The following is a 23,152-nucleotide window of genomic DNA, read 5'->3' as shown; positions in this document are numbered from 1 at the left end:
GTCCCACCGTCTTCGTCCGGATGGCCGATGCGGGAGACCTGTATACGTCGTGGCGGTGGTCGAGCGACAGCTATCCGGTGGAGTGTCGGTCGTCACCGCGACACAATTGGACGCGACTCTCGCCGCACTGACACCCGCGTTGCCCGATGCCGCTGATCCGGAGAGACTCGAACACGTTCTGACGGCCGGCGCACTCGCCACGTACGACGCGGAGCATGAACTGGCGCAGCAGCTTTCGCGGACTTTTCTCCCGTTCGGTCTCGCCGCACAACTGTACGAGTTGTACACCCGCGGGGTACGGCCTCACATCCGGATCCAGCCGTCACCTCGCGTCGCGCAGGTTCCGTGGGAACTGATCGCGCCGGACGCCCACCTCCGCCTGATCGATATCGCCGACGTCAGCCTGCTCGCACCACTGAGTATCGTCCACGCCCCCGGGCGCGTCCCGCGCTCTTGGCTCGACACGAGCGAGCTGCCCGTCGTCGCCGTCCTCGATCCACGGGTGCCGGGCTATCGCGCGGATTCCGTGCTCGGCTCGGTGCTGGGCCGGATGTCCGGTGACGCTCCCCTGTCCCGTCAGGTCGGCGCCTACGCCGAGCAGAACAGACTCCTGCCGAACGTGACCGGCCCCGCCGACCTGTTCCGCCCGAGAGGACGTAGACCGGGATTGGCTGGGCGACGCGCTCCGGCGCGGTGCCAGCCGCCTGATCTACGTCGGCCATGTGACCGCAGCGGCGCCCGAGTCCGGTCAGAGTGAGCACGCCGAACTGCATCTGGCGTGCCGGGCGGAGACCATCGGGTTCGCGGAGGCGACGCGGGCACACCGCCCGCTGTCGGCGAAGGATCTACTGCTGGGAACGCACACCCTGACCGACGATCCCGTGGCGGGACCCGAGTTATGGCCCATCCCGAGCAGGGTCGCCCTGATCGCCTGCGAGAGCGGTGGTGACCTCCGCTTCGGTGAGGCGCTGGGGCTGGTCTCGGCGATGATCAGCGGCGGTGCCGAACTGGTCACCGCCACTCGATGGGCTCTGCCCACCGACCTCGCCTTCGAACGCCTGGCCGGCGCAGATCCGCGAGAGCGCCCCCTGCAGTCGGCCATGTGTTCCGTCGATTCCGCGCACGAGCAACCGGACGCGGTGAGCGCGCTCTGCGACTGGCAGCGGGAGCGGTCGGCGGCGTGGCGAGAAGAGCGGACCATCGTCGACTCACCGGTGCTGTGGGGAGCGTTCGCGACGGTGTCCACCGAAACCGACCCAGTGCTGCCCTGATCCGGTATAGCCCTGATCCGGTGCTGCACGGATCCGGGGTCGAGTGACTGCTCTTCGCTGTACCGTCGGTGTGTCGGATCGCCACGAGAAACAATTTCTGCACAAAGAAGGAGCTTCGCCATGGCCTCACGTCTCAACCCGTACATCAGCTTCGGCGGCAACGCACGAGAGGCGATGGAATTCTACAAGGAGGTGTTCGGCGGTTCGCTGTCGATCAACACCTTCGGAGAATTCGGTGCGCCCGACGCCGAAAGCAGCGACAAGATCATGCACTCGCTGCTCGAAGCCGACAACGGATTCGTGCTGATGGGCGCCGACACCCCTCCCGGGATGCCGCACAATCCCGGTGACAACATCGCGGTGAGTCTTTCCGGCGACGACGCCGACGAACTGCGCGGCTATTGGACAAAGCTGTCGGAGAACGGCACGGTATCCGTCCCCCTGGAGAAGCAGATGTGGGGCGACGAGTTCGGCGCCTGCGTAGACCGGTTCGGCATCTCCTGGATGGTGAACATCACGCAGAAGCAGTGATGCGGGGGGTGCGCAACCGTGGATTTTTTCCCCGCCGGGAAGTCGAACGTCCGCAAATGCACTCGTTCCGCGCCGGGGGATGGCAGTATGGGTGGTACGACCGGACCTCGATATGAGCGTTCGGCGGACAGTTGCAGGGAGTTAACGGTATGGCGCAGGGTGTTGTGAAGTGGTTCAACAGCGAAAAGGGATTCGGGTTCATCGCACCGGATGACGGCAGCGCCGACCTTTTCGTTCACTACTCGGAGATCTCGGGCAGCGGCTACAAGTCGCTCGACGAGAACCAGCGTGTGGAGTTCGAGGTCGGCCAGGGACAGAAGGGCCCGCAAGCCCAGAACGTGCATCCCGTCTAAGGATCCAGACGTAACGCAAGGCCGCATCCGATCGTTTCGGGTGCGGCCTTCGCACGTTACGGCGAGGCCTCGAGACGCCTCCCTCCCGGTGCGGGGCGGGGTACCGAATCGTGATGCAGTGCACTCGTATGCCGGGCGGCAAGTGGGTACTCATCCGGTGGTCGTCGCACGACCACGAACGACCGGGCTCCCATGGAGGTGACAGCCGTGAACTTGTACTATCCGCTGGTCATTGTGCTGTATGTAGTGTCGGCCCTGCTGCAGGGCAATCTCGGGACCATTTTCTGAGCGCGACTCGCCCGACGTTCCCGAGGCGGATCGGTGGCCCGGCTCAGCGCACGAACACTGCCGCCTGCTCTGCGATATCGAGTGCCGTCTGCGGCAGGATGCCCAGCACGATGGTGACCACGACGGAGACGGTGACGGCGGCGGTGGTCAGCACGCTGGGGATCACCACGCTGGGCGCGTCGTCCCCTGGCTCCGAGAAGAACATCAGCACGATGACGCGCACGTAGAAGAACGCCGCGATGGCGCTGCTCACGACGCCGACGAGGACCAGCGGGGTGGCGTCGCCCTCGATCGCGGCCTGAAAGACCGCGAACTTGCCGACGAACCCACTGGTTAAGGGGATACCGGCGAAAGCGAGCAGGAACATCGCGAACACCACCCCGATGAGGGGTGAACGTCTACCCAGTCCCGCCCAACGCGACATCTCTGTGACCTCTCCGTCGGCGTCCCGGACGAGGGTGACCACCGCGAAGGCGCCCAGGGTGCTGAAACCGTAGGCGAGGAGGTAGAACATCGTCGACGACAACCCGGCGTCATTGGCGGCGATGAGACCCGTGAGGATGAAGCCGGCGTGCGTAATCGACGAGTACGCGAGCATGCGTTTCACGTCGGTCTGAGTCACCGCCAGGACGGCACCGACGACCATGGTGAGGATCGCGACCACCCACAGCATGGGCCGCCAGTCGTCGCGGAGATCTGGGAGTGCGACGTAGAAGATGCGGAGCATCGCGCCGAAGGCCGCAACCTTGGTAGCAGCCGCCATGAACGCGGTGATCGAGGTAGGAGCACCCTGGTAAACGTCCGGTATCCACGAATGAAACGGCACCGCACCGACTTTGAACAACAAGCCGACGGCGAGCAGTCCGGTGCCGATCAGGGCCAGCCCCTCGTTACCGGAACGGTCGGCGACGGCATCGGCGATTCCCGCCAGTCGGACGGTCCCGGCGTAGCCGTAGAGCAGTGCCACTCCGTAGAGAAAGAACGCCGAGGAGAAGGCGCCGAGGAGGAAGTACTTGAGCGCAGCCTCCTGGGACAGCAGGCGACGGCGGCGGGCCAGTCCGCACAGCAGGTACAGCGGCAGCGACAGCACCTCCAGGGCGACGAACATGGTGAGAAGGTCGCCCGCGGCCGGAAAGAGCAGCATCCCGCCTATCGCGAGCAGCGTGAGGGGGAAGACCTCGGTCTGGGCGGCGCCAGCCTCCTCGGCCTCCCGTTCGGCTGCACTCCCGGGAAGGGCCGCCGCTTGAGGGGCGAAGGCATCCGCCACCACGTCGTCGTCGGCAGTAGACCGGCCGGCACTCACCGCCACACCGGCCGACATCCGCATCCGGTCGAGACCTCGCTCGGCAATCAGCAGGATTGCCGGAATCGAGACCAGCAGAATGGTTCCTTGCAGAAACAGGGTGGGTCCGTCGATGATCACGGCGCCCATGACCGCGGAGCTACGTGTTCCCGCGAGCAGGACGACAGCGACGAACGCCGCCGCGAGACCACCGAGGCTGAGAACGAGATGACTCGTGTACCGGGCTCGGCGCGGCAGGAAGGCTTCGACGAGCACGGCGGCCACGGCGACGCCGAACACGATGAGCATCGGGGAAAGCTGGCCGTACTCGATGTCCGGGGTGGGCAGCGCCGGACTCTGGGCGAGAAAGGTGTCGGAACGCCCGACCCAATATGTACGAGCACTCATGGGTGAGTACCTCCGTCCGGTGCCTGCTCGGCTACGGAGCCGCTGCGGGGGTCGGTGGGAACAGTGGGCGCCGGGTCCTGCCGGTCGATCGTCGTGAGGATCTGACCGACGGCGGGGGTGATCACGTCCAGGGCGGGCTTGGGATACACACCGAGGATGATCAGGAGAGCGATGAGGGGTGCGACCACAGCAAGTTCACGGGGCACGAGGTCCCGAACCTTCTCGTTGTCCTCGGTGATCGGCCCGGTCATCATCCGCTGGTACAGCCACAGCACGTAGACGGCGGAGAGGACGAGTGCACCGGCCGCGAATACAGCGGCAACCTGGTAGCGCGGGTACGTGCCGACGAGGACGAGAAATTCACTGACGAAGGGTGCCAGCCCGGGCAGGGACAGCGTCGCGAGGCCGGCGACGAGGAAGGTGCCTGCCAGAACGGGTGCCACCTTCTGCACGCCGCCGTAGGCGTCGATGAGGCGCGTGCCGCGGCGGGAGATCAGGAATCCGGCGATGAGGAACAAGGCGGCAGTCGAGATTCCGTGGTTGACCATGTACAGCGTCGAGCCGGCCTGGCCCTGACTGGTCATGGCGAAGATGCCGAGGATGATGAACCCGAAATGCGAGATCGACGTGTACGCGATCAGCCGCATCATGTCGGTCTGACCGATGGCGAGCACCGCACCGTAGAGGATGCCGATGACCGCCAGCGTGGCGATCAGTGGCGCGAACGTCGCGGACGCCTCGGGGAACAGTTGGAGGCAGTACCGCAGCATCGCGAAGGTACCCACCTTGTCGACGACGGCCATCATCAGCACCGCGCTCGCCGGGGTCGCCTCCACAGCCGCGTCGGGGAGCCAGGAGTGGAACGGCCACAGCGGCGCCTTGACGGCGAAGGCGAACATGAACCCGAGGAACAAGGCATTGAGCACGGCGGGGTCGGCACCGAGTTCCCCCGCGGATGCGGCTGCCACGACCTCTCTGAAGTCGAAAGTTCCGGTGCCCCCGTCGGCGGTCACGACATACAGGCCGATCACTGCGGCGAGCATGATCAGGCCACCGAACAGGTTGTACAACAGGAACTTCACCGCGGCATACGAGCGGCGTGCCCCGCCGAAGCCCCCGATGAGGAAGTACATCGGGATGAGCATCGCTTCGAAGAACACGTAGAAGAGCAGGATGTCGAGGGCGGTGAACGACACCAGCACCATCGCCTCGACCATCAGGATCAGCGCCACATACGTATGGGCCACCCGCCGCTGCGTGTAGTCGGGGGCGTCGTGGCCATCGTTCCAGCCCGCCAGGAGCAGCAGCGGTACCAGCACCGCGGTCAACAGCACCAACACAAGCGCGATGCCGTCCAGGCCCAGGGTGTATCCGGTACCGAATGCCGGTATCCACGAATGGGACTCGACGAACTGATACTGCTCGCCGCCCGCATCGAATCCGGCCGCGAGCCCGCACGCGAGAACGAGAACGGCCACCGAAGCACCCAGGGCAATCGACTTGGCGAGGTGCCGTCTGGGCGCAGGCACTGCCAGAACCACACCGGCGCCGACCATCGGCAGCAGCCACAGGACCGTCAGCCAGGGAAAGTTGTTCACCACAGCCTCACCAGCATCATCGTGGCGACCACGAGTGCCGCACCTGTGAACATGGACAGTGCGTACGACCGGACGAAACCGGTCTGCAGGCGCCTGATCAACCCCGACCCCCCACTCACTGCGGTGGCGAAGCCGTTGACCACCCCGTCGACGCCCTTGTTGTCGAAGTACAGCAGTAGCCGGGTCAGGTGCTGGCCGGGGCGCATCACCATCGCCTCGTTGACCGTGTCACCGTAGAGGTCGTTGCGTGCTGCGACGGTCAGCGGGGAGACCGCTACCGGCGCGGTGTCGGGCACTTCCTTTGCGGCATATTGCCGATAGGCCGCGGCAACACCGGCGAGTACGACCACCAGGATGAGGACGGTCATCATCCACACCGGGATCGCTGCTTCTTCGTGGTGAGCGCCGACGACGGGCTCCAGCCAGTTCACCAACGATGACCCGATGGCCAGTGCCGCACCGGAACCGACCGAACCGACCGCGAGGACGATCATCGGAATCGTCATGACCCGGGGCGACTCGTGCGGATGTGCGTCGGCCGCCCAACGCCGATCCCCGAAGAACGTCAGGAGCATGACTCGGGTCATGTAGAAGGCAGTGATTCCGGCGCCGAGCAGTGCTGCGGTCCCGAGGATCACGCCCTTGACGCCCCCGGCAGCGAAGGCCACCTCGATGATCGGGTCCTTGGCGAAAAACCCGGCGAAAGGCGGAATTCCGATGATCGCCAGATATCCGAGACCGAACGTTGCGAAGGTGATCGGCATGACGCTGCGGAGTCCGCCGTAGCGGCGCATATCGGTCTCGTCGTTCATGGCGTGCATCACCGATCCGGCTCCGAGGAACAGTCCGGCCTTGAAGAAGCCGTGGGCCAGCAGCAGCATGATCGCGAATGCGTATCCGGCCGGACCGAGTCCGGCGGCAAGCACCATGTATCCGATTTGACTCATGGTGGAGGCGGCCAGCGCCTTCTTGATGTCGTCCTTGGCGCATCCGATGATCGCCCCGAACAGCAGGGTGGCGGCTCCGACGGTGACGACGGCCATTTGAGCGGTGGGTGCCAGGTCGAAGATCGGCCCGGACCGGACGATGAGGTAGACACCGGCGGTGACCATGGTGGCAGCGTGGATGAGGGCCGACACGGGGGTGGGTCCCTCCATGGCGTCGCCGAGCCACGATTGCAGCGGCAGCTGCGCCGACTTGCCGCAGGCGGCGAGGAGAAGCGTCAATCCGATTGCTGTGGTGATGTTCTGACCCGCAGCCTCTGCGCCGCCGAAGACCCCGGCGAAGGAGATCGTGCCGAAGGTCGCGAACATGATCATCATTGCGACGGCCAACCCCATGTCGCCCACCCGGTTGACCACGAAAGCCTTCTTCGCGGCGGTCGCTGCCGTCGGCTTGTACTGCCAGAAGCCGATGAGCAGATAGGACGCGAGACCGACGCCCTCCCAGCCCACATACAGGCCGAGGTAATTGTCGGCGAGCACCAGCAGGAGCATCGCGGCGAGGAACAAATTGAGGTAGGCGAAGAACAGGCGCCGACCAGGCGCGGAGCCTGCGGAGTGCCCGAGGTGGTCAGGCGCGGGGCCGGTGGTGCGGCCGGCGGGGTCGGGGCCGTGGGCCATGTAGCCGATGGAATAGATATGGATCAGCGAGCCGACGCCGGTGATCAGCAGCACGAAGCAGATGGACAGCTGGTCGAGTTGGAGTCCGAAGTCGACTTGCAGGCCGGCCACCGGAACCCAGCTGAACAGGCTTTGGTGTACCGCACGATCGGCTTCGTCCGCGCCCAGCATGTCGACGAAGAGCGCAAGCCCCAGCACAAAGGCGGCCAGCGCGGTCCCGCACCCGAGCAGGTGTCCCCACTTGTTGCTGCGGCGGCCTGTCAAGAGCAAGACGACAGCACCGAAGAGCGGTAGTGCGGGCAGCAGCCAGACCAGCGACGCAATCCCCCCACTCATGTCAGTACCTCAGCAGGTTGGCGTCGTCGACCGAGGCCGATCGGCGCGAGCGGAAGATGGTCATGATGATCGCCAGTCCGACCACCACTTCGGCCGCTGCGACGACCATGGTGAAGAACGCGAAGACTTGCCCGTCGAGGTTGCCGTGCATCCGGGAGAAGGTGACGAAGGCCAGGTTGGTGGCGTTGAGCATCAACTCGATGCACATGAACACGACGATGGCGTTGCGACGGAGAAGCACCCCCGCCGCGCCGATTGTGAACAGCAGGGCGGACAGATACAGGTAGTTTTCCGGGTTCATCGTGTGCCCTCCTCACCGAACGCGGTGGACTGTGCCGGTGGGATCCCCTCGCCGTTGTTCTCATCGGGTACGGCTCCGATGGGGTGACGTCCGCGCTGGTGAAGCACCCGGCTGACCGACAGCCGTGAATACGAACCGTCCGGCAGCAGGGCCGGCATGTCGACGGCGTTGTGCCGTGCATAGACACCAGGACTCGGCAGTGGGGTGACGTGGGCGTCGGGGGTGTCACCGACGGTCCGTTCCGCCCATCGACGGAAGCGGTCCTGCGACAACTCGCGCTGCCCCTTACGGGTGTCGAACCGCTCGCGATGTGCCAGCACCATGGCGCCGATGGTTGCGGTGATCAGCAATGCCCCGGTCAGTTCGAAGGCCCATACGTATTGCAGGAAGATCAGCTCGGCGAGGCCCTCGACATTCCCGTCGGCGTTGGCCTGCTCCAGATCGGTGAAGCCGGGCCCTTCGGCCGAGCGCGCCCACTGCGTCGACGCATTGCCGAGGCCGCCGATCAGGAGGAGTCCGAACCCGATTGCCGCTGCTATCGCGGCGGTCCGCTGGCCTCGTATCGTTTCGACCAGCGAGTCGGACGAGTCGACGCCCACCAGCATGAGCACGAACAGGAACAGCATCATGACGGCGCCGGTGTAGACCACGACCTGCACGACACCGAGGAACAATGCGCCCTGGGCGATGTAGAAGATGGCCAGGATGATCATCGTCATAGCGAGAAAGATGGCCGAGTACACCGCCTTCGGCGCAATGACCATTCCCACAGCACCGATGACCACCACCGCGCCGAGGATCCAGAATTGGACGGCCTCCCCCGTCGACGTCCGGGTGAGGGGCTCCGCGGCCAGGATGGCGGAAGACAGGGTAGTCACCACCGCGCCTCTTCTTTCCTGATCGTCTCGCTCACCTCGACCTGCCGTTCGTCGTCTTCGGCTTCCGCGGCAGGCGTGTCTGCGGACGCCGCCGCCGTCACGGTGCCGCGGTAGTAGTCCTCCGCGGTGATGCCGGGAGCCATCGGGTGCGGCGGTGCCGTCATGTCCGGCTCGAGAGGCGCGAGTAGCCGGTCCTTGTCATAGATGAGATCGGCCCGGTTGTCGTCGGCCATCTCGTATTCATTTGTCATCGTCAGCGCCCGTGTGGGGCACGCTTCGATGCAGAGCCCACAACCGATGCAGCGCAGGTAGTTGATCTGATACACCCGGCCGTACCGCTCACCCGGCGAATAACGCTCCGACGCCGTGTTGTCGGCACCCTCCACATAGATGGCGTCGGCGGGGCACGCCCAGGCGCACAGTTCGCACCCGATGCACTTCTCCAACCCGTCCGGGTGACGGTTGAGCTGGTGCCGGCCGTGGTAGCGGGGAGCGGTCGGGGTCTTCTCCTCCGGGTAGTACTCGGTATTCGGTTTCTTGAACATCGTCGAGAACGTCACTCCGAAACCGGCAATGGGGTCGAGGAACTTAGACATCGCTGTCCTCCCTGTTCATTCGAGCGGAGCCTGCGGAACGACCCACGGTGACGGGGGTGCGTGGGGGCACCGGTGAGCGCTGGCCGGGCAACGGCGGCACCGGAAAACCTCCGGCCATGGGGTCGAACGTGCTGGCCGCAGGAACGTCTTCTCCGGCTCGGCGGGTCGCCTCGTGGTCGGGTACACGGGTTTGCCTGCGTCGTAGCCGATTCCACAACATGGCGAGCACGACGAGCCCGAGGATCACGCCGGCGGCGACGAGAGCGACCGGCCAGAACCCGTACCCTTCGTTGCGGAAGGCCCGCACCGTCGCGACGATCATGATCCACACCAGCGACACCGGTATCAGTATCTTCCAGCCCATGTTCATGAATTGGTCGTAGCGCAGTCGCGGAAGCGTGCCCCGCAACCAGATGAACACGAACAGGAATCCCCAGACCTTCAGGGTGAACCACAGCACGGGCAGCCAGCCCGAATTGGCGCCGTCCCACATGTTGAAGGGCCACGGCGCATGCCAGCCACCGAGGAACAAGGTGGTGGCGAGCGCTGACACCGTCACCATGTTCACGTATTCGGCGAGCATGAACATGGCGAATTTCAGCGAGGAGTACTCGGTGTGGAATCCGCCGACGAGTTCGCCCTCGGCCTCGGGCAGGTCGAACGGGGCGCGGTTCGTCTCCCCCACCATCGAGGTGATATAGATGAGAAACGAAGGGAGCAAGAGAAATACGTACCAGATGCGGTCTTGCGCCGCCACGATCCCCGACGTGGACATCGTGCCCGCATGCAGGAACACGGCGGCGAACGACAGCGCCATCGCGATCTCGTACGAGATCACCTGGGCGGTCGAGCGCAGCCCACCGAGCAGTGGGTACGTGGAGCCCGACGCCCACCCGGCCAAGACGATCCCGTAGACGCCGACCGAGGTGACTGCCAGGACGTAGAGGACCGCCACGGGGAGGTCCGTCAGCTGAAGTGCCGTGCGGTGGCCGAGGATCGAGACTTCCGGGCCGAACGGGATGACGGCGAAGGCCATGAACGCGGGCACCGCGGCGATGATCGGCGCAAGCAGATAAACAGGCTTGTCGACGCCTTTCGGGGTGATGCCCTCCTTCAGCGCCAGCTTGACCCCGTCGGCGAGGCTCTGCAGCATGCCCCCGGGTCCCACCCGATTGGGGCCGATCCGCATCTGCATCCGGGCCATGACCTTGCGCTCGGCGAGGATCGCGATCAGCGGAGTCAGGATGAGGAACACGAAGACGGCGAGGGCCTTCCCGAGGGTCAGCCACCACGGGTCGTGGCCGAACAACGTCGGGTCGGGATAGTCGAGCGACAGAACGGTCACGAGACCTCCTCGGGCGCATTCGTCGGCGACGACCGCGTCGCCTCGGCACCGACGGCGTTCGCGACGCGGACGACGCTTCCCATCGGCTCTGCGAGTTGCCGGAAGACTGCGGATCCTGGCGAGTTGAGGGGAAGCCACACCACTCGATCGGGCAGATCGGTGACAACCAGCGGCAGGGTGACCGATCCCCGGTCGGTGCTCACGGTTACCGAGGAACCCTCGGCGGCACCGATTTCGGCGGCCGACGCGGCCGACAACCGGACAACCGGTGTTCGAGCGGTCCCGGCCAGATGGGGTTCCCCGTCCTGCAGACGTCCGGAATCGAGGAGCATCCGCCAAGTCGCCAGAACCGCTTCACCGGGTCCGGCCTGGGGCGTCGCCCCCGGAGAATACGCGGGCCCGGCCGGTCGCTCCCCGTCCCAGCGGTCGAGCCGCCCCAGCTCCGCGCGTGCCGCCGCAGCATCCGGCAGTCCGAGCCGGATGTTCATCTCGGAAGCAAGGGCATCGAGGACCCGTTGGTCGGGCATGGCCCCTGTCCCACGCAGGGCCGCCTCGAACACGCGCGGCCTGCCCTCCCAGTCGAGGAAGGTGCCCGGTTTCTCCACCACTGGTGCCACGGGGAAGACCACGTCCGCCCGTTCGGTCACCTGGCTGCTGCGCAATTCCAGACTGACGACGAAGTCCGCCGCCTCGACCGCCGACAGGGCGGTCTGCGGATCGGGCAGATCGCTGACCTCTACCCCGGCAATCACCAGTGCACCGAGCGTGCCGGCTGCCGCCGCGGCCAGAATTTCTGCTGTTCCACGACCGGGAGTCGACGGCAGTTCGTGCACGTTCCACATCTCCGCCACCTGTCGACGGGACTCCGGATCGTCGAGAGGCCGACCCCCGGGCAGGAGTGTGGGCAGGACACCTGCGTCGACCGCACCCCGTTCACCGGCCCGCCGCGGCACCCATGCCAGGCGAGCTCCCGTGGCGTCGGCGAGGCGCGCGGCGGCGGAAAGCCCACCGGGAACGGTCGCCAGGCGCTCACCGACCAGGATGACCGCACCGGGTTGGCGCAACGCCTCCGCGAGTGCCGCGCCCTGTTCGTCGAGTCTCGTCTCCGGATGGGAGACGAGCGCGTCGAGCAACGCCGCCTCCTCTCCCGGCACCGCACGCAGCAACCGGCCCGACATCTTCGTCAGACTGCGGGTGGTGAAGGGCGCCATCGAGTACACGCTGTGCCCGCTCCTGTTTACGGCCTTGCGGAGCCGCAAGAAGATGATGGGCGACTCCTCTTCGGGCTCGAACGCGACGAGCAGGACGGCCGGTGCCTTCTCCAGATCGTCGTAGGTCACTTCCAGTCCGCGGCCCGCGACCCGTGCCGCCAGGAACTCGGCCTCTTCTGCCGAATGCGCACGGATCCTGAAGTCGATGTCATTGGAATCGAGCGCAACCCGGGCGAATTTGGCGTAGGCGTACGCGTCTTCTACCGTGGCCCGCCCGCCGACGAGAACCCCCGCATTTCCGCGCGCGGCCGCCAACCCCCGGGCCGCGACCGAAAGGGCTTCCGGCCACGAAGCCGGCACTAGAGCACCCGTGTCATCGCGAACCAATGGGGTAGTGAGACGGTCGCTCTCGGTGGCGTAGGTGAAGGCCCACCGCCCCTTGTCACAGTTCCATTCCTCGTTGACCTGCGGATCGTCACCGGCCAACCGTCGTAGCACTTTGCCGCGGCGATGGTCGGTGCGCTGCGCGCAACCGCTCGAGCAGTGCTCGCAGACACTCGGGCTGGAGACGAGGTCGAACGGACGCGCCCGGAACCGGTAGGCGGCACCTGTCAGCGCACCGACCGGACAAATCTGTACGGTGTTGCCGGAAAAATACGACTCGAACGGTTCCTTGGCATAGATGCCGACCTGCTGCAGCGCACCCCGCTCCTGAAGTTCGATGAACGGATCGCCGGCAACCTGTTGGGAGAAACGCGTGCACCGGGCGCAGAGCACGCACCGCTCCCGGTCCAGCAACACCTGCGAGGACAGCGGAATCGGCTTGGGGAAGGTGCGTTTGACTTCTTCGAAACGAGACTCCGTACGCCCGTTCGACATGGCCTGATTCTGCAGAGGACACTCGCCGCCCTTGTCGCAGACCGGGCAGTCGAGCGGATGGTTGATCAGCAACAACTCCATCACACCCTTCTGCGCCTTGTCGGCGGCAGCCGAGGTGAGCTGAGTGCGAACCACCATGCCGTCGGTGACGGTGGTCGTGCAGGAGGCCAACGGCTTCCGCTGCCCTTCCACGTCGACCAGACACTGTCGGCAGGCGCCCACCGGATCGAGCAGCGGGTGATCACAGAAACGCGGAATCTGGATACCGGCCAGCTCGGCGGCACGAATGACCAACGTGCCCTTGGGAACGCTGAGATCGACGCCGTCGATGACAAGGCTCACCTCGTTCGTGGGCACTGGGGGTGCGTCTTTGCTCGCTGCGCTCGCAGGCACCTGGGCTGTCACGCGGGAACTCCTGCCATGAGAGTTGACTGGTGCGGGTCGAATGGGCAGCCGCCCTGTTCGAAGTGCGCGAGATACTCGTCCCGGAAGTACTTCAGGGAAGACATGATCGGGCTTGCCGCTCCGTCACCGAGGGCACAGAACGACTTTCCGAGGATGTTGTCGGAAATGTCGAGCAACTTCTCGAGGTCGGTCTCGGAACCTCCCCCGCTTTCGAGTCGCTGCAAAATCTGCACCAGCCAGTACGTACCTTCCCGGCAGGGCGTGCATTTGCCGCATGATTCGTGGGCATAGAATTCGGTCCAGCGCAGCACCGCGCGCACCACACAGGTGGTTTCGTCGAACAGCTGTAAAGCCTTGGTGCCGAGCATCGATCCTGCAGCACCCACACCTTCGTAGTCGAGCGGAACGTCGAGGTGCTCGTCGGTGAACATCGGGGTCGACGAACCACCCGGGGTCCAGAATTTCAGCTGATGCCCGGCGCGTATTCCCCCCGCATATTCCAAGAGCTCCCGCAACGTGATGCCGAGCGGCGCCTCGTACTGCCCGGGCCGGCTGACGTGTCCGGACAGCGAATAGAGAGTGAAACCGGGTGACTTTTCGGTGCCCATCGAACGGAACCACTCGACCCCGTTCTGCAGAATCGGCGGCACGCTCGCGATCGATTCGACGTTGTTGACGACCGTCGGGCAGGCGTACAACCCGGCCACCGCCGGGAATGGGGGGCGCAAACGGGGCTGTCCGCGACGGCCTTCCAGGGAATCGAGTTGAGCAGTTTCCTCACCGCAGATGTACGCGCCGGCGCCCGCATGGACGACGAGGTCGAGGTCGTACCCGCTGCCGAGAATGTTGCGGCCCAGGTACCCGGCGGCGTACGCCTCGGAAACCGCGGCCTGCAGGCGACGCAGCACAGGCACCACTTCACCGCGCAGATAGATGAAGGCGTGACCGGCGCGAATGGCGTACGCGGCGATGATGACGCCCTCGACGAGTGCGTGTGGGGTGGCCAGCATCAACGGAATGTCCTTGCAGGTGCCGGGCTCGGACTCATCCGCATTGACCACCAGATAGTGCGGTTTGGCGTCGTCCTGCGGAATAAAACCCCACTTCACCCCGGTCGGGAATCCGGCACCACCACGCCCCCGCAGTCCCGAGTCCTTGATCGTGTCGATGACCTCGTCCGGCTGCATCTTCAGCGCTTTGCGCAGCGCCTCGTACCCGTCGTGGCGGTGGTAGGTGTCGAGAGTCCAGGACTGGGGATCGTCCCAGTACCGGCTGAGGACAGGAGTCAGCGGCACCTCAGTCTCCCTTGCGTGTCGGGTCGGTTCCGGAGGTGGATTGGTGCGGCGGCGTCGGCTCGGACGGTGCGGGAGCCGGCTTGTCCTTCGTCGACTCGGTCGCCAACGGCTTGCCGATCTCGGCGTGCGGCCCCGACCCCGACGGCCCGGCCGGCGGGGAAGGCGCATCCATGTCGAGTTCTCGGGCGACGTGCAACCCCGCCAGGGTGGCAGGACCGGCGCCGCCGCCGGCTTCCAACGTTCCTGGTCGCTCGTCGGGGAATCCGGCGAGCACGCGAGCCGTCTCGCGGAACGTGCACAGCGGCGCTCCCCGGCTGGGTGTCACCTTCTCACCGGACCGCAGGGAATCCACCAGCGTGCGGGCCGACTCCGGGGTCTGGTTGTCGAAAAATTCCCAGTTGACCATCACGACAGGAGCGAAATCGCAGGCCGCGTTGCATTCGATGTGCTCCACCGTGACCTTGCCGTCCGGCGTCGTCTCACCCGGTCGCACACCGAGGTGATCCTCGAGCGCCGCAAGGATCGCGTCACCGCCCATGATCGCGCACAACGTGTTGGTACAGACCCCGACGAAGTAGTCACCGGTCGGAGAGCGCCGGTACATCGAATAGAAGGTGGCCACCGCCGCCACCTCGGCCCCGGTGAGACCGAGCTGATCGGCGCAGAAGTCCACACCCGCCGGACTGATGTACCCGTCCTCGGCCTGCACCAGGTGCAGCAGGGGCAGCAACGCGGACCGCGCAGTGTTCTGCGGTCGCTCTCCTGGCCCCGCCCCGGGCTTCGGGTAGCGGCTGATGATCTCCGCGGCCTCTCCGTCCAGCCTGGCCCGCACCTCCGGCGGATAACTCTCCCGCGCACCCGGCCACACGAGTTGGTTGTTCTCCTCGGGCCGTGGTCCGAACTCGACGAACACCGGTGTGCTCTTGCTTGCTGCGGTCGCGGGCGCCGGACTCTGACTTCTCGGCAGGGAGCTCATCGGTCCACTCCGCCCATGACGGGGTCGATGCTGGCGACCGCGGCGATCACGTCCGACACCATGCCGCCCTCACACATGGCGGCCACCGCCTGCAGGTTGGTGAACGAGGGGTCGCGGTAGTGCACCCGATACGGGCGGGTGCCGCCGTCGCTGACCATGTGCACGCCCAGTTCTCCTCGCGGCGATTCCACCGCCACATAGACCTGGCCGGGCGGCACCCGGAAACCCTCGGTCACCAACTTGAAATGGTGGATCAACCCCTCCATCGAGGTGTCCATGATCTTGCGCACGTGCTTGGTGGAGTTTCCCAATCCGTCACGATCCAACGCCAGATCCGCCGGCCAGGCGATCTTCCTGTCCTCGATCATGATGGGGCCGGGGCGTAGCCGGTCGAGGCACTGCTCGACGATCTTGAGCGACTCCTTCATCTCGTCCACCCGAATCAGATACCGGCCGTAAGCATCACAACCGGTATGGGTACAGACGTCGAACTCATAGTTCTCGTACCCACAGTAAGGTTCCGACTTCCGCAGGTCGTGCGGCAAACCGGTGGCACGAAGCATCGGACCGGTGATCCCCAGCGCCATACAACCCGTGAGATCCAAATAGCCGATGCCCTCGGTGCGGGCCTTCCAGATCCGGTTCTCGTTGAGCAGGTTCTCCATATCCCGAATCCGTGACGGCAGCACCGTCAGCAACTCACGAACCTTCTCGACAGCACCGGCCGGAAGATCCTGAGCCAACCCACCCGGCCGGATGAAAGCATGATTCATCCGAAGACCAGTGATGGTCTCGAAAACATCGAGGATCAGCTCACGCTCACGGAAACCGAACAACATCGCGGTGACGGCACCCAATTCCATGCCACCCGTCGCCAACGCCACCAAATGCGACGAAATGCGGTTGAGCTCCATCAGCATCACCCGGACAACCGTGGCCCGCTCCGGGATCTCGTCGGTGACCCCCAGCAACTTCTCCACACCCAGGCAGTACGCCGCCTCATTGAAAAACGGAGACAAATAATCCATCCGCGTCACGAACGTGACACCCTGAGTCCAATTGCGGTACTCCAGGTTCTTCTCGATCCCCGTGTGCAAGTAGCCGATTCCACAGCGCGCCTCGGTGACCGTCTCACCCTCGATCTCCAGGATGAGCCTCAAAACACCATGCGTAGAGGGATGCTGAGGTCCCATGTTGACGACGATCCGCTCCTCGCCCGTCCCCTGCGCGGTACCCTCCGCAGGCACCCTCGCCGCCGCGAGGATCTCGTCCCAATCCTGCCCGGCGACAGTGACCATCACATCCGGTCGCTCCGTCCGCGCCCCACCCTCGCCCATCAGTTGTACCCCCTCCGCTCATCGGGCGGCGCTATCTCCGCACCCTTGAACTCCACAGGAATACCGCCCAGCGGATAGTCCTTCCGCTGCGGATGACCCGACCAGTCATCAGGCATCTCGATCCGAGTCAACGACGGATGACCATCGAACACAATGCCGAAAAAGTCGAACGCCTCCCGCTCATGCCAATCATTCGTCGGATACACCCCATACAACGACGGCACATGCGGATCCGCATCCGGCATCGCCACCTCCACACGAACCCGGCGATTATGCGTAATCGACATCAACGGATACACCGCATGCAGCTCCCGGCCCACCTCCTGCGGGTAATGCACCCCACTGACCCCCAAACACAACTCGAAACGCAACGACGGATCATCCCGCAACGCCCGCGCCACCTCCGGCAAAAACTCCCGGCGAACATGGAACGTCAACTCATCCCGGAAAACGACAACCCGCTCGATCGCCTCCCCCACACCCCGCTCCACCAACGCCGCCCCAAGGGCATCCGCCACCTCATCGAAATACCCACCAAACGGGCGAGGAGAACTGCCCGGCAACGCCACCGGACTCACCAACCGCCCATACCCCGACGTATCCCCACTGCCCCGCACACCGAACATCCCCCGGCGAACGCTGATCACTTCAGAAACACTGCTCGCTTCGCTCGCGGGTGCTCGGCCTGTATCGCGAACCCTTCCCTCGTCACTCACTCGCTACGCTCCCTCGCTGGAACATGGCTCGCTTCGCTCGCGGGTGCTCGGCCTGTATCGCGGACCCTTCCCTCGTCACTCACTCGCTTCGCTCCCTCGCTCCTCAGTCCAGGCTCCGCGGGCCGCGCACAACACCCCAGCTACATGGCTCGCTCCGCTCGCGGGTGCTCGGCCTGTATCGCGGACCCTTCCCTCGTCACTCACTCGCTTCGCTCCCTCGCTCCTCAGTCCAGGCTCCGCGGGCCGCGCACAACACCCCAGCTACATGGCTCGCTCCGCTCGCGGGTGCTCGGCCTGTATCGCGGACCCTTCCCTCGTCACTCACTCGCTTCGCTCCCTCGCTCCTCAGTCCAGGCTCCGCGGGCCGCGCACAACACCCCAGCCGCGGCTCCGCGGGCCGAGCACAACACCGCCACACGGCTCGGTTCGCTTTCTGCGGTCATCGGAGTAGGCCCTTCATCTCGATCGTCGGAGTGACGGCCAGGGCGGCCTCCTCCGCCGCACGTACCGCCTCTTCACGGTTCACGCCCAGCGGCATTTCCTGGATCTTCTCGTGCAACTTCAAGATGGCGTGCAGCAACATCTCCGGCCGCGGAGGGCAGCCCGGCAGATAAATGTCCACCGGCACCACGTGGTCGACTCCCTGGACGATGGCGTAGTTGTTGAACATGCCCCCCGAGGAGGCGCAGACACCCATTGCCAGCACCCACTTCGGCTCCGCCATCTGGTCGTAGATCTGGCGCAGCACCGGCGCCATCTTTTGGCTGACCCGACCGGCGACGATCATCAGGTCGGCCTGCCGCGGAGACGCCCGGAATGCTTCCATCCCGAAACGGGCGATATCGAACCGGCCGGCACTGGTGGCCATCATCTCGATCGCGCAGCACGCGAGGCCGAAAGTCGCGGGCCACAGGGAGCCCTTCCGTACGTAACCGGCCAGACCTTCCACCGTGCTCAGCAGAAAGCCGCTCGGCACCTTCTCCTCGATACCCATATCCGACTCTTCCTACTTCCGGTTTCGCTATTCATCCGCTTCGCGGCCCGTCAGATGCGAGCGCTGCGAGCGATCGAAAAGACACCTAATCCCAACTGAGACCGCCCCGCCGCCACTCGTACACATAGGCCACCGCAGCGCTGAAAATGAAGAGAGCCATAGCAACGAGACCGAAGAAGCCGAGGGCATCGAAATGGATCGCCCACGGATAAAGGAACACGATCTCGATATCGAAAATGATGAACAACATGGCGGTCAGGTAGTACTTCACGGGAAAACGGCCGCCACCCACCGGTTGCGGGGTGGGGTCGATTCCGCATTCGTAGGCGTCGAGCTTGGCCCGGTTGTAGCGCTTCGGACCGACAACCGACGCCAAGATCACCGATACGACCGCGAATGCGACAGCAATTGCTCCGAGCACGAGAATCGGCACGTAGACGTTCATGCGCTGAGCACCTCCCTGCGAAGCCTGGCCGCGATACCCCATCTCCTCGAGCCGAGAATCCCTCAGCGCGTAGATATGTGAGTTGAGACACAGACTACCGGTTTCGGCGATCTTGTCTCGGTTTCAGCGCCCGCAGTTCCCCAGAGATTTACGCGGGTGTAATTCCCTCGAGCCGCATCGGTCACAGGACAGCTCACGCAGGGCAGGTTACAAAGCAAAGATGCAGGTCAAGCGGATTTCACGCACTGATGGCACCCGTCCCCGAGAAGCGAGGTTCGGAGAGCCGACCCTAAGACGAGATACGCGTGCGGAGCAGCGCGACGACCGCCTCGCCGAGCCTGATCGGGTCGATCGGGTGAGGAACCGCAGCCTCGGCCCGCGACCAGTTGGCCAGCCACGCGTCGTCAGCTCGCCCGGTCAGCACGAGCACGGGCGGGCACGGGTCGATCTCGTCTTTCAACTGCTTGGCGATCCCCATTCCGCCTGCCGGGGATGCCTCACCGTCCAGGATGGCCAAATCGATTTCGCCCGCATCCAAGTGCTGGATCACCACCGGTCCGGTCGCCACTTCCACGTACTCGATATCCGGCAGATCGGGATGCGGACGCTTACCCAGAGCCGACACGACCTGCCGACGTGTGTTCGCGTCGTCGCTGTAGACGAGGACGCGCAGCGAGGTGGGGCGGCTGGGACGGGCGGTCGCGTCGGTCACGGACCCGATGCTACCGGCCGGCTACGGCCGGATCGCGTTGCTTTCGCCGATGATCCGGCACGGACGAGGTGGTGGAGCGCGCCACCCGGAGCCGCCCAGCAGAGCACCCGCACCGGCGTCGAGCACCGCTACCGGCGCCGCGTCACATCCGTCAGGATGGATACACGATCTCGAACTACGACGATCGAACGGACGGTACGGCCATGAGGCGTTTCGCGTCGACATTGCTGTTGGTGCTTGCACTGTGCGCAGTGGCGGTTGCCCTGTTCTATTTCACGTCCCGGACGCCGCAGGACACCGCCGCGCGGCCGATGGAGGACAAGGCGTTCATGATCGACGGCAGACCGATGACCTGCCGTGAACTCTTTCCGCCGGGCTGCGACTTCGACCTGCAGTATTCGTACAACCAGTGGGGAGAACGGCTCGACAGTTTCGTCGATACCAGCGACCTCGGGCCCTACGCGCGGGACATCGGGTTCGCGGCGTCGGCGAAGCTGAGCCTCCAAGCCTGCCGACTCTCGGAGACCTCGGGAAAGACGATCCTCGAGTTCGTCGAACTCGCTCGACGTGACCATCCGGAGGCCGGCAGCCCCCAGGTGTTCCCCTTCTGGAACCGCGCACGTCAGTTCCTCTGCCCCGGGGTGTGACTCGGCGCGGTGGCCAGTTCCTGCCCGGACGGACCCTGAGCGAGGACCCCTTCTGTTTACCCATGACGGCTGCGGGTACCACGACCTCCATGGCGACCAACACCGCGCGAGACGTTGAGCACCGTGCCTCCGAGACCGCCACCTCCGGGGTTGGTCCGACGGTTTCGGGACTCGAGGCACTTCGCATCGCGGCAGTACTCGGCTTCACCCCGATCGCTGCCGGTGTCATCGCGCGGCGTCCCTCGATGATGGCCGTCCTGGAGCGACTCGGTGCCGATGCGCCGACCGTGCCCTTCGTGCGCCGGCTGCGGGAGCGCTATGGGCCGGGACCGCTGCAACTACAGCTTCCGAAGCGGCGGCTGGCAGTAGTGTTGACCGGCGACGATGCGGGTCGAGTCCTCGACGGCACACCCGAACCGTTCAACCCCGCCAACCGGGAGAAGAAGGGTGCACTGTCGCCCTTCCAACCGCACGGCGTGCTGATCTCGGAGGGACACGTTCGACAGCAACGAAGGCGCATCAACGAGGAGGCTCTCGACACCTCACACGCGATGCATCACCTGGCCGATCCGATGGTCGAGGTGATCCGGCACGAGATTGCCGCCCTGCTGGCGTCCGCGCAGTCGAAGGGAACACTCGACAACGACGAGTTCACCCGCACCTGGTGGCGGATGGTCCGCCAGATCGTCCTCGGAAAGTCGGCTCGCGACGACCACGCAGTCACCGATCAGCTACACAAGCTTCGGGCCAACGGCAATTGGTCGTATTTCCTTCCACCGCCACGCAAGCTCCGTGACCGGTTCATCGAAAGCCTGTACTCCTACGTCGACAAGGCCGAGCCTGGATCCGTGGTCAGTTCCCTGGCCGCCCTACCGGCCGGAGGGGCCATCGACCCGGTCGGCCAGATACCGCACTGGCTCTTCGCTTTCGATGCGGCGGGCATCGCCGCCAGTCGCGCTCTGGCACTGCTGTCCACACACCCGGAGCAGCGTCGGCTCGCCCGCGAGGAGGTTGCCGCCTGGGATACGACAGTGCCCCAGCAGTACCCGTATCTTCGCGCGTGCGTGCTCGAGTCGGTGCGGTTGTGGCCGACGACGCCAACCATTCTGCGGGACTCCACCCGCGACACCACGTGGGGTTCCGGCGACGGCGAGTTCACCATTCCGGCTGGAACCGCCTTCATGATCCTCGCCCCCGCCTTCCACCGTGATGACCGAACGTTTCCGTTCGCCAACGGCTTCGCGCCGGAGGTCTGGCTCGACGGGACTGCGCAGTCACGCCCCGAACTGGTGCCTTTCAGCGCCGGCCCCGCCGAATGCCCGGGCCGCAACCTCGTGTTGTTCGTGACGAGCACCGTGCTGGCGTTGATGCTGGAGGCCGCCGACTTCCAGCTCACCTCCACCCCCGCATTGACGCCGGGGCAGCCACTGCCCCCGACCCTGAACAACTTCGGGCTCCGCTTCCGCGTCACCTCGACGTAAGGGGTCGACGGCTCCTTTCCGCGGAGTCACTGCGTTCTGCCGCCGTCTCGTTCTGATCTCCTGGGCGGCCTCTGTGCGAATCCGCCCGGCGCCTCCTTCGGCTGGGCGGCGTCCTGATTGCAATCCGCTGCAACCTTTATTACGTGCGTCATATCGCCCTACATTCATGACCCGGGTTACACGAGGTCGCGGGCGACAACGAAGTTGCAGCGTCGTCGTAATCGGAGGCGGGCCCAGCAACAGCGGCCCCAACGCAGAAACAGAGGAGAGCAATGGCGCTGACCAAAAGTGCACTATTGAGCGCGTATCGGAAGATGGCCGAGATCCGGGCGTTTGAAGACCGTTTGCACGAAGAGAACGCCACGGGCGACATCCCGGGGTTCATCCACCTGTACTCGGGGCAGGAAGCCATTGCCGTCGGTGTATGCGAGAACCTCGAGGACACCGATTACATCGGGTCGACCCACCGCGGGCACGGTCACTGCATCGCCAAGGGCTGTGACCTCCACGGAATGATGGCGGAGATTTTCGGCAAGGACGACGGGCTCTGTCACGGCAAGGGCGGGTCGATGCACATCGCCGACCTGTCGGTGGGCATGCTCGGAGCGAACGCCATCGTCGGCGGTGCCCCGTCTCTTGCGATCGGAGCCGCGCTGAGCGCCAAGACCCTCGGCAATGGTGGCGTCGCAGCGTCATTCACCGGAGACGGCGGGTCCAATCAGGGCACCGTGTTCGAGGCCATGAACATGGCCGTGGTTCTCGACCTCCCGATCGTGTTCGTGATCGAGAACAACGGATTCGGCGAGGCCACCGGACGCGACTACGCCGTGGGCGCCCCGAGCATCGCGGACCGGGCGTCTTCATTCGGCATGCCGGCGGCCACGGTCGACGGCACCGACTTCTTCGCCGTGTACGAGGCGACGCGGGAGGCCGTCGAGCGAGCTCGCAGTGGTGGGGGACCATCCACCATCGAGGCCGTCGCGCACCGTTGGCACGGTCACTTCGAGGGCGATGCGCAGCTCTACCGCACGGCGGACCAGGTGGCCGAGATCCGGCAGACCAAGGACCCGCTGCTCAATTTCCGCAACCACGACGACAGCAAGAAGGTCTCCGCGAAGGAACTCGACGCGATCGAGGCCGATGCCCGAGCGCGGGTCGACGACGCCGTCGCGAAAGCGCGCGCCGCGAGCTATCCCCCGGTGGAAAACCTTCTGACCGACGTCTACGTGTCGTACTGAGAGTGAG

At 65.2% G+C, this 23,152-nt stretch carries 20 protein-coding genes and 1 pseudogene; 6 read left to right on the top strand and 15 right to left on the bottom strand.

Annotation, left to right across the window (positions count from 1 at the left end; translation table 11 throughout):
- Positions 1–20 precede the first annotated feature (20 nt).
- The 3 genes and pseudogenes from GFS60_RS17290 to GFS60_RS17280 all read left to right on the top strand — a co-directional run bounded on the left by GFS60_RS17290 (position 21) and on the right by GFS60_RS17280 (position 2,155).
- Positions 21–1,271 (top strand): annotated as a pseudogene (locus tag GFS60_RS17290) (CHAT domain-containing protein).
- Between the two features lie 120 nt (positions 1,272–1,391).
- Positions 1,392–1,802: a VOC family protein gene (locus GFS60_RS17285; protein WP_159923024.1), complete on the top strand. Its 411-nt coding sequence runs from the start codon at positions 1,392–1,394 to the stop codon at positions 1,800–1,802.
- 149 nt (positions 1,803–1,951) lie between these two features.
- On the top strand, positions 1,952–2,155 hold the full coding sequence (locus tag GFS60_RS17280) for a cold-shock protein (protein WP_109334475.1): 204 nt from the start codon (positions 1,952–1,954) through the stop codon (positions 2,153–2,155).
- 331 nt (positions 2,156–2,486) lie between these two features.
- On the opposite strand, the gene nuoN is transcribed toward GFS60_RS17280, so the two are convergent.
- From nuoN to GFS60_RS17205, 15 genes are all read right to left on the bottom strand, one after another.
- Complete coding sequence (nuoN, locus tag GFS60_RS17275) at positions 2,487–4,133, bottom strand: NADH-quinone oxidoreductase subunit NuoN (protein WP_159923022.1); 1,647 nt, start codon at positions 4,131–4,133, stop codon at positions 2,487–2,489.
- Complete coding sequence (locus GFS60_RS17270; protein ID WP_201453394.1) at positions 4,130–5,731, bottom strand: NADH-quinone oxidoreductase subunit M; 1,602 nt, start codon at positions 5,729–5,731, stop codon at positions 4,130–4,132. The genes nuoN and GFS60_RS17270 overlap by 4 nt, the downstream gene beginning before the upstream one ends.
- The gene (nuoL, locus tag GFS60_RS17265) at positions 5,728–7,689 is read right to left on the bottom strand and encodes an NADH-quinone oxidoreductase subunit L (RefSeq protein ID WP_159923018.1); all 1,962 of its coding nucleotides are present in this window, start codon (positions 7,687–7,689) and stop codon (positions 5,728–5,730) included. The genes GFS60_RS17270 and nuoL overlap by 4 nt, the downstream gene beginning before the upstream one ends.
- 1 nt (position 7,690) lies before the next feature.
- Positions 7,691–7,990, bottom strand: a complete 300-nt coding sequence (gene nuoK, locus GFS60_RS17260; protein ID WP_109334483.1) for an NADH-quinone oxidoreductase subunit NuoK — start codon at positions 7,988–7,990, stop codon at positions 7,691–7,693.
- Positions 7,987–8,871, bottom strand: coding sequence for an NADH-quinone oxidoreductase subunit J (locus GFS60_RS17255; protein ID WP_159923016.1), 885 nt, complete (start codon positions 8,869–8,871; stop codon positions 7,987–7,989). Before GFS60_RS17255 ends, nuoK begins: the two co-directional genes overlap by 4 nt.
- Positions 8,865–9,464, bottom strand: a complete 600-nt coding sequence (nuoI, locus tag GFS60_RS17250; protein WP_159923014.1) for an NADH-quinone oxidoreductase subunit NuoI — start codon at positions 9,462–9,464, stop codon at positions 8,865–8,867. Before nuoI ends, GFS60_RS17255 begins: the two co-directional genes overlap by 7 nt.
- Entirely contained in the window at positions 9,457–10,800 is a 1,344-nt protein-coding gene (gene nuoH / locus GFS60_RS17245; RefSeq protein ID WP_442972204.1) for an NADH-quinone oxidoreductase subunit NuoH, read from the bottom strand. Before nuoH ends, nuoI begins: the two co-directional genes overlap by 8 nt.
- Before the next feature lie 5 nt (positions 10,801–10,805).
- Positions 10,806–13,292, bottom strand: a complete 2,487-nt coding sequence (locus tag GFS60_RS17240) for an NADH-quinone oxidoreductase subunit G (protein WP_159927292.1) — start codon at positions 13,290–13,292, stop codon at positions 10,806–10,808.
- Between the two features lie 8 nt (positions 13,293–13,300).
- Positions 13,301–14,599: an NADH-quinone oxidoreductase subunit NuoF gene (gene nuoF / locus GFS60_RS17235; protein ID WP_159923010.1), complete on the bottom strand. Its 1,299-nt coding sequence runs from the start codon at positions 14,597–14,599 to the stop codon at positions 13,301–13,303.
- 1 nt (position 14,600) lies between these two features.
- Positions 14,601–15,575 carry an NADH-quinone oxidoreductase subunit NuoE gene (gene nuoE, locus GFS60_RS17230; protein WP_159923008.1) on the bottom strand — a complete coding sequence of 325 codons (975 nt, stop codon included), beginning with the start codon at positions 15,573–15,575 and terminating at the stop codon, positions 14,601–14,603.
- Complete coding sequence (nuoD, locus tag GFS60_RS17225; RefSeq protein ID WP_159923006.1) at positions 15,572–16,912, bottom strand: NADH dehydrogenase (quinone) subunit D; 1,341 nt, start codon at positions 16,910–16,912, stop codon at positions 15,572–15,574. Before nuoD ends, nuoE begins: the two co-directional genes overlap by 4 nt.
- The gene (locus tag GFS60_RS17220) at positions 16,912–17,628 is read right to left on the bottom strand and encodes an NADH-quinone oxidoreductase subunit C (protein ID WP_159923004.1); all 717 of its coding nucleotides are present in this window, start codon (positions 17,626–17,628) and stop codon (positions 16,912–16,914) included. Before GFS60_RS17220 ends, nuoD begins: the two co-directional genes overlap by 1 nt.
- A 439-nt stretch (positions 17,629–18,067) precedes the next feature.
- Positions 18,068–18,622 (bottom strand): NuoB/complex I 20 kDa subunit family protein, encoded by a 555-nt coding sequence (locus GFS60_RS17215; RefSeq protein ID WP_109334497.1) that lies wholly within the window; start codon positions 18,620–18,622, stop codon positions 18,068–18,070.
- Between the two features lie 85 nt (positions 18,623–18,707).
- Complete coding sequence (locus GFS60_RS17210) at positions 18,708–19,067, bottom strand: NADH-quinone oxidoreductase subunit A (RefSeq protein WP_109335456.1); 360 nt, start codon at positions 19,065–19,067, stop codon at positions 18,708–18,710.
- 289 nt (positions 19,068–19,356) lie between these two features.
- On the bottom strand, positions 19,357–19,779 hold the full coding sequence (locus GFS60_RS17205) for an Rv3143 family two-component system response regulator (RefSeq protein ID WP_159923002.1): 423 nt from the start codon (positions 19,777–19,779) through the stop codon (positions 19,357–19,359).
- Between the two features lie 203 nt (positions 19,780–19,982).
- On the opposite strand from GFS60_RS17205, the gene GFS60_RS17200 reads away from it, so the two are divergent.
- The 3 genes from GFS60_RS17200 to GFS60_RS17190 all read left to right on the top strand — a co-directional run bounded on the left by GFS60_RS17200 (position 19,983) and on the right by GFS60_RS17190 (position 23,145).
- A complete protein-coding gene (locus tag GFS60_RS17200) occupies positions 19,983–20,426 on the top strand; it encodes a hypothetical protein (RefSeq protein WP_159923000.1) in 444 nt (147 codons plus the stop codon).
- Positions 20,427–20,515: 89 nt separating this feature from the next.
- On the top strand, positions 20,516–21,907 hold the full coding sequence (locus tag GFS60_RS17195) for a cytochrome P450 (protein WP_159922998.1): 1,392 nt from the start codon (positions 20,516–20,518) through the stop codon (positions 21,905–21,907).
- Between the two features lie 272 nt (positions 21,908–22,179).
- Positions 22,180–23,145 (top strand): thiamine pyrophosphate-dependent dehydrogenase E1 component subunit alpha, encoded by a 966-nt coding sequence (locus GFS60_RS17190; protein WP_109334502.1) that lies wholly within the window; start codon positions 22,180–22,182, stop codon positions 23,143–23,145.
- Positions 23,146–23,152: the final 7 nt, after the last annotated feature.

It is taken from the genome of Rhodococcus sp. WAY2, from assembly GCF_009859915.1.
Classification (GTDB): Bacteria; Actinomycetota; Actinomycetes; order Mycobacteriales; family Mycobacteriaceae; genus Rhodococcus_F; species Rhodococcus_F oxybenzonivorans.
This window is presented reverse-complemented; position numbering and strand designations above follow the sequence as displayed.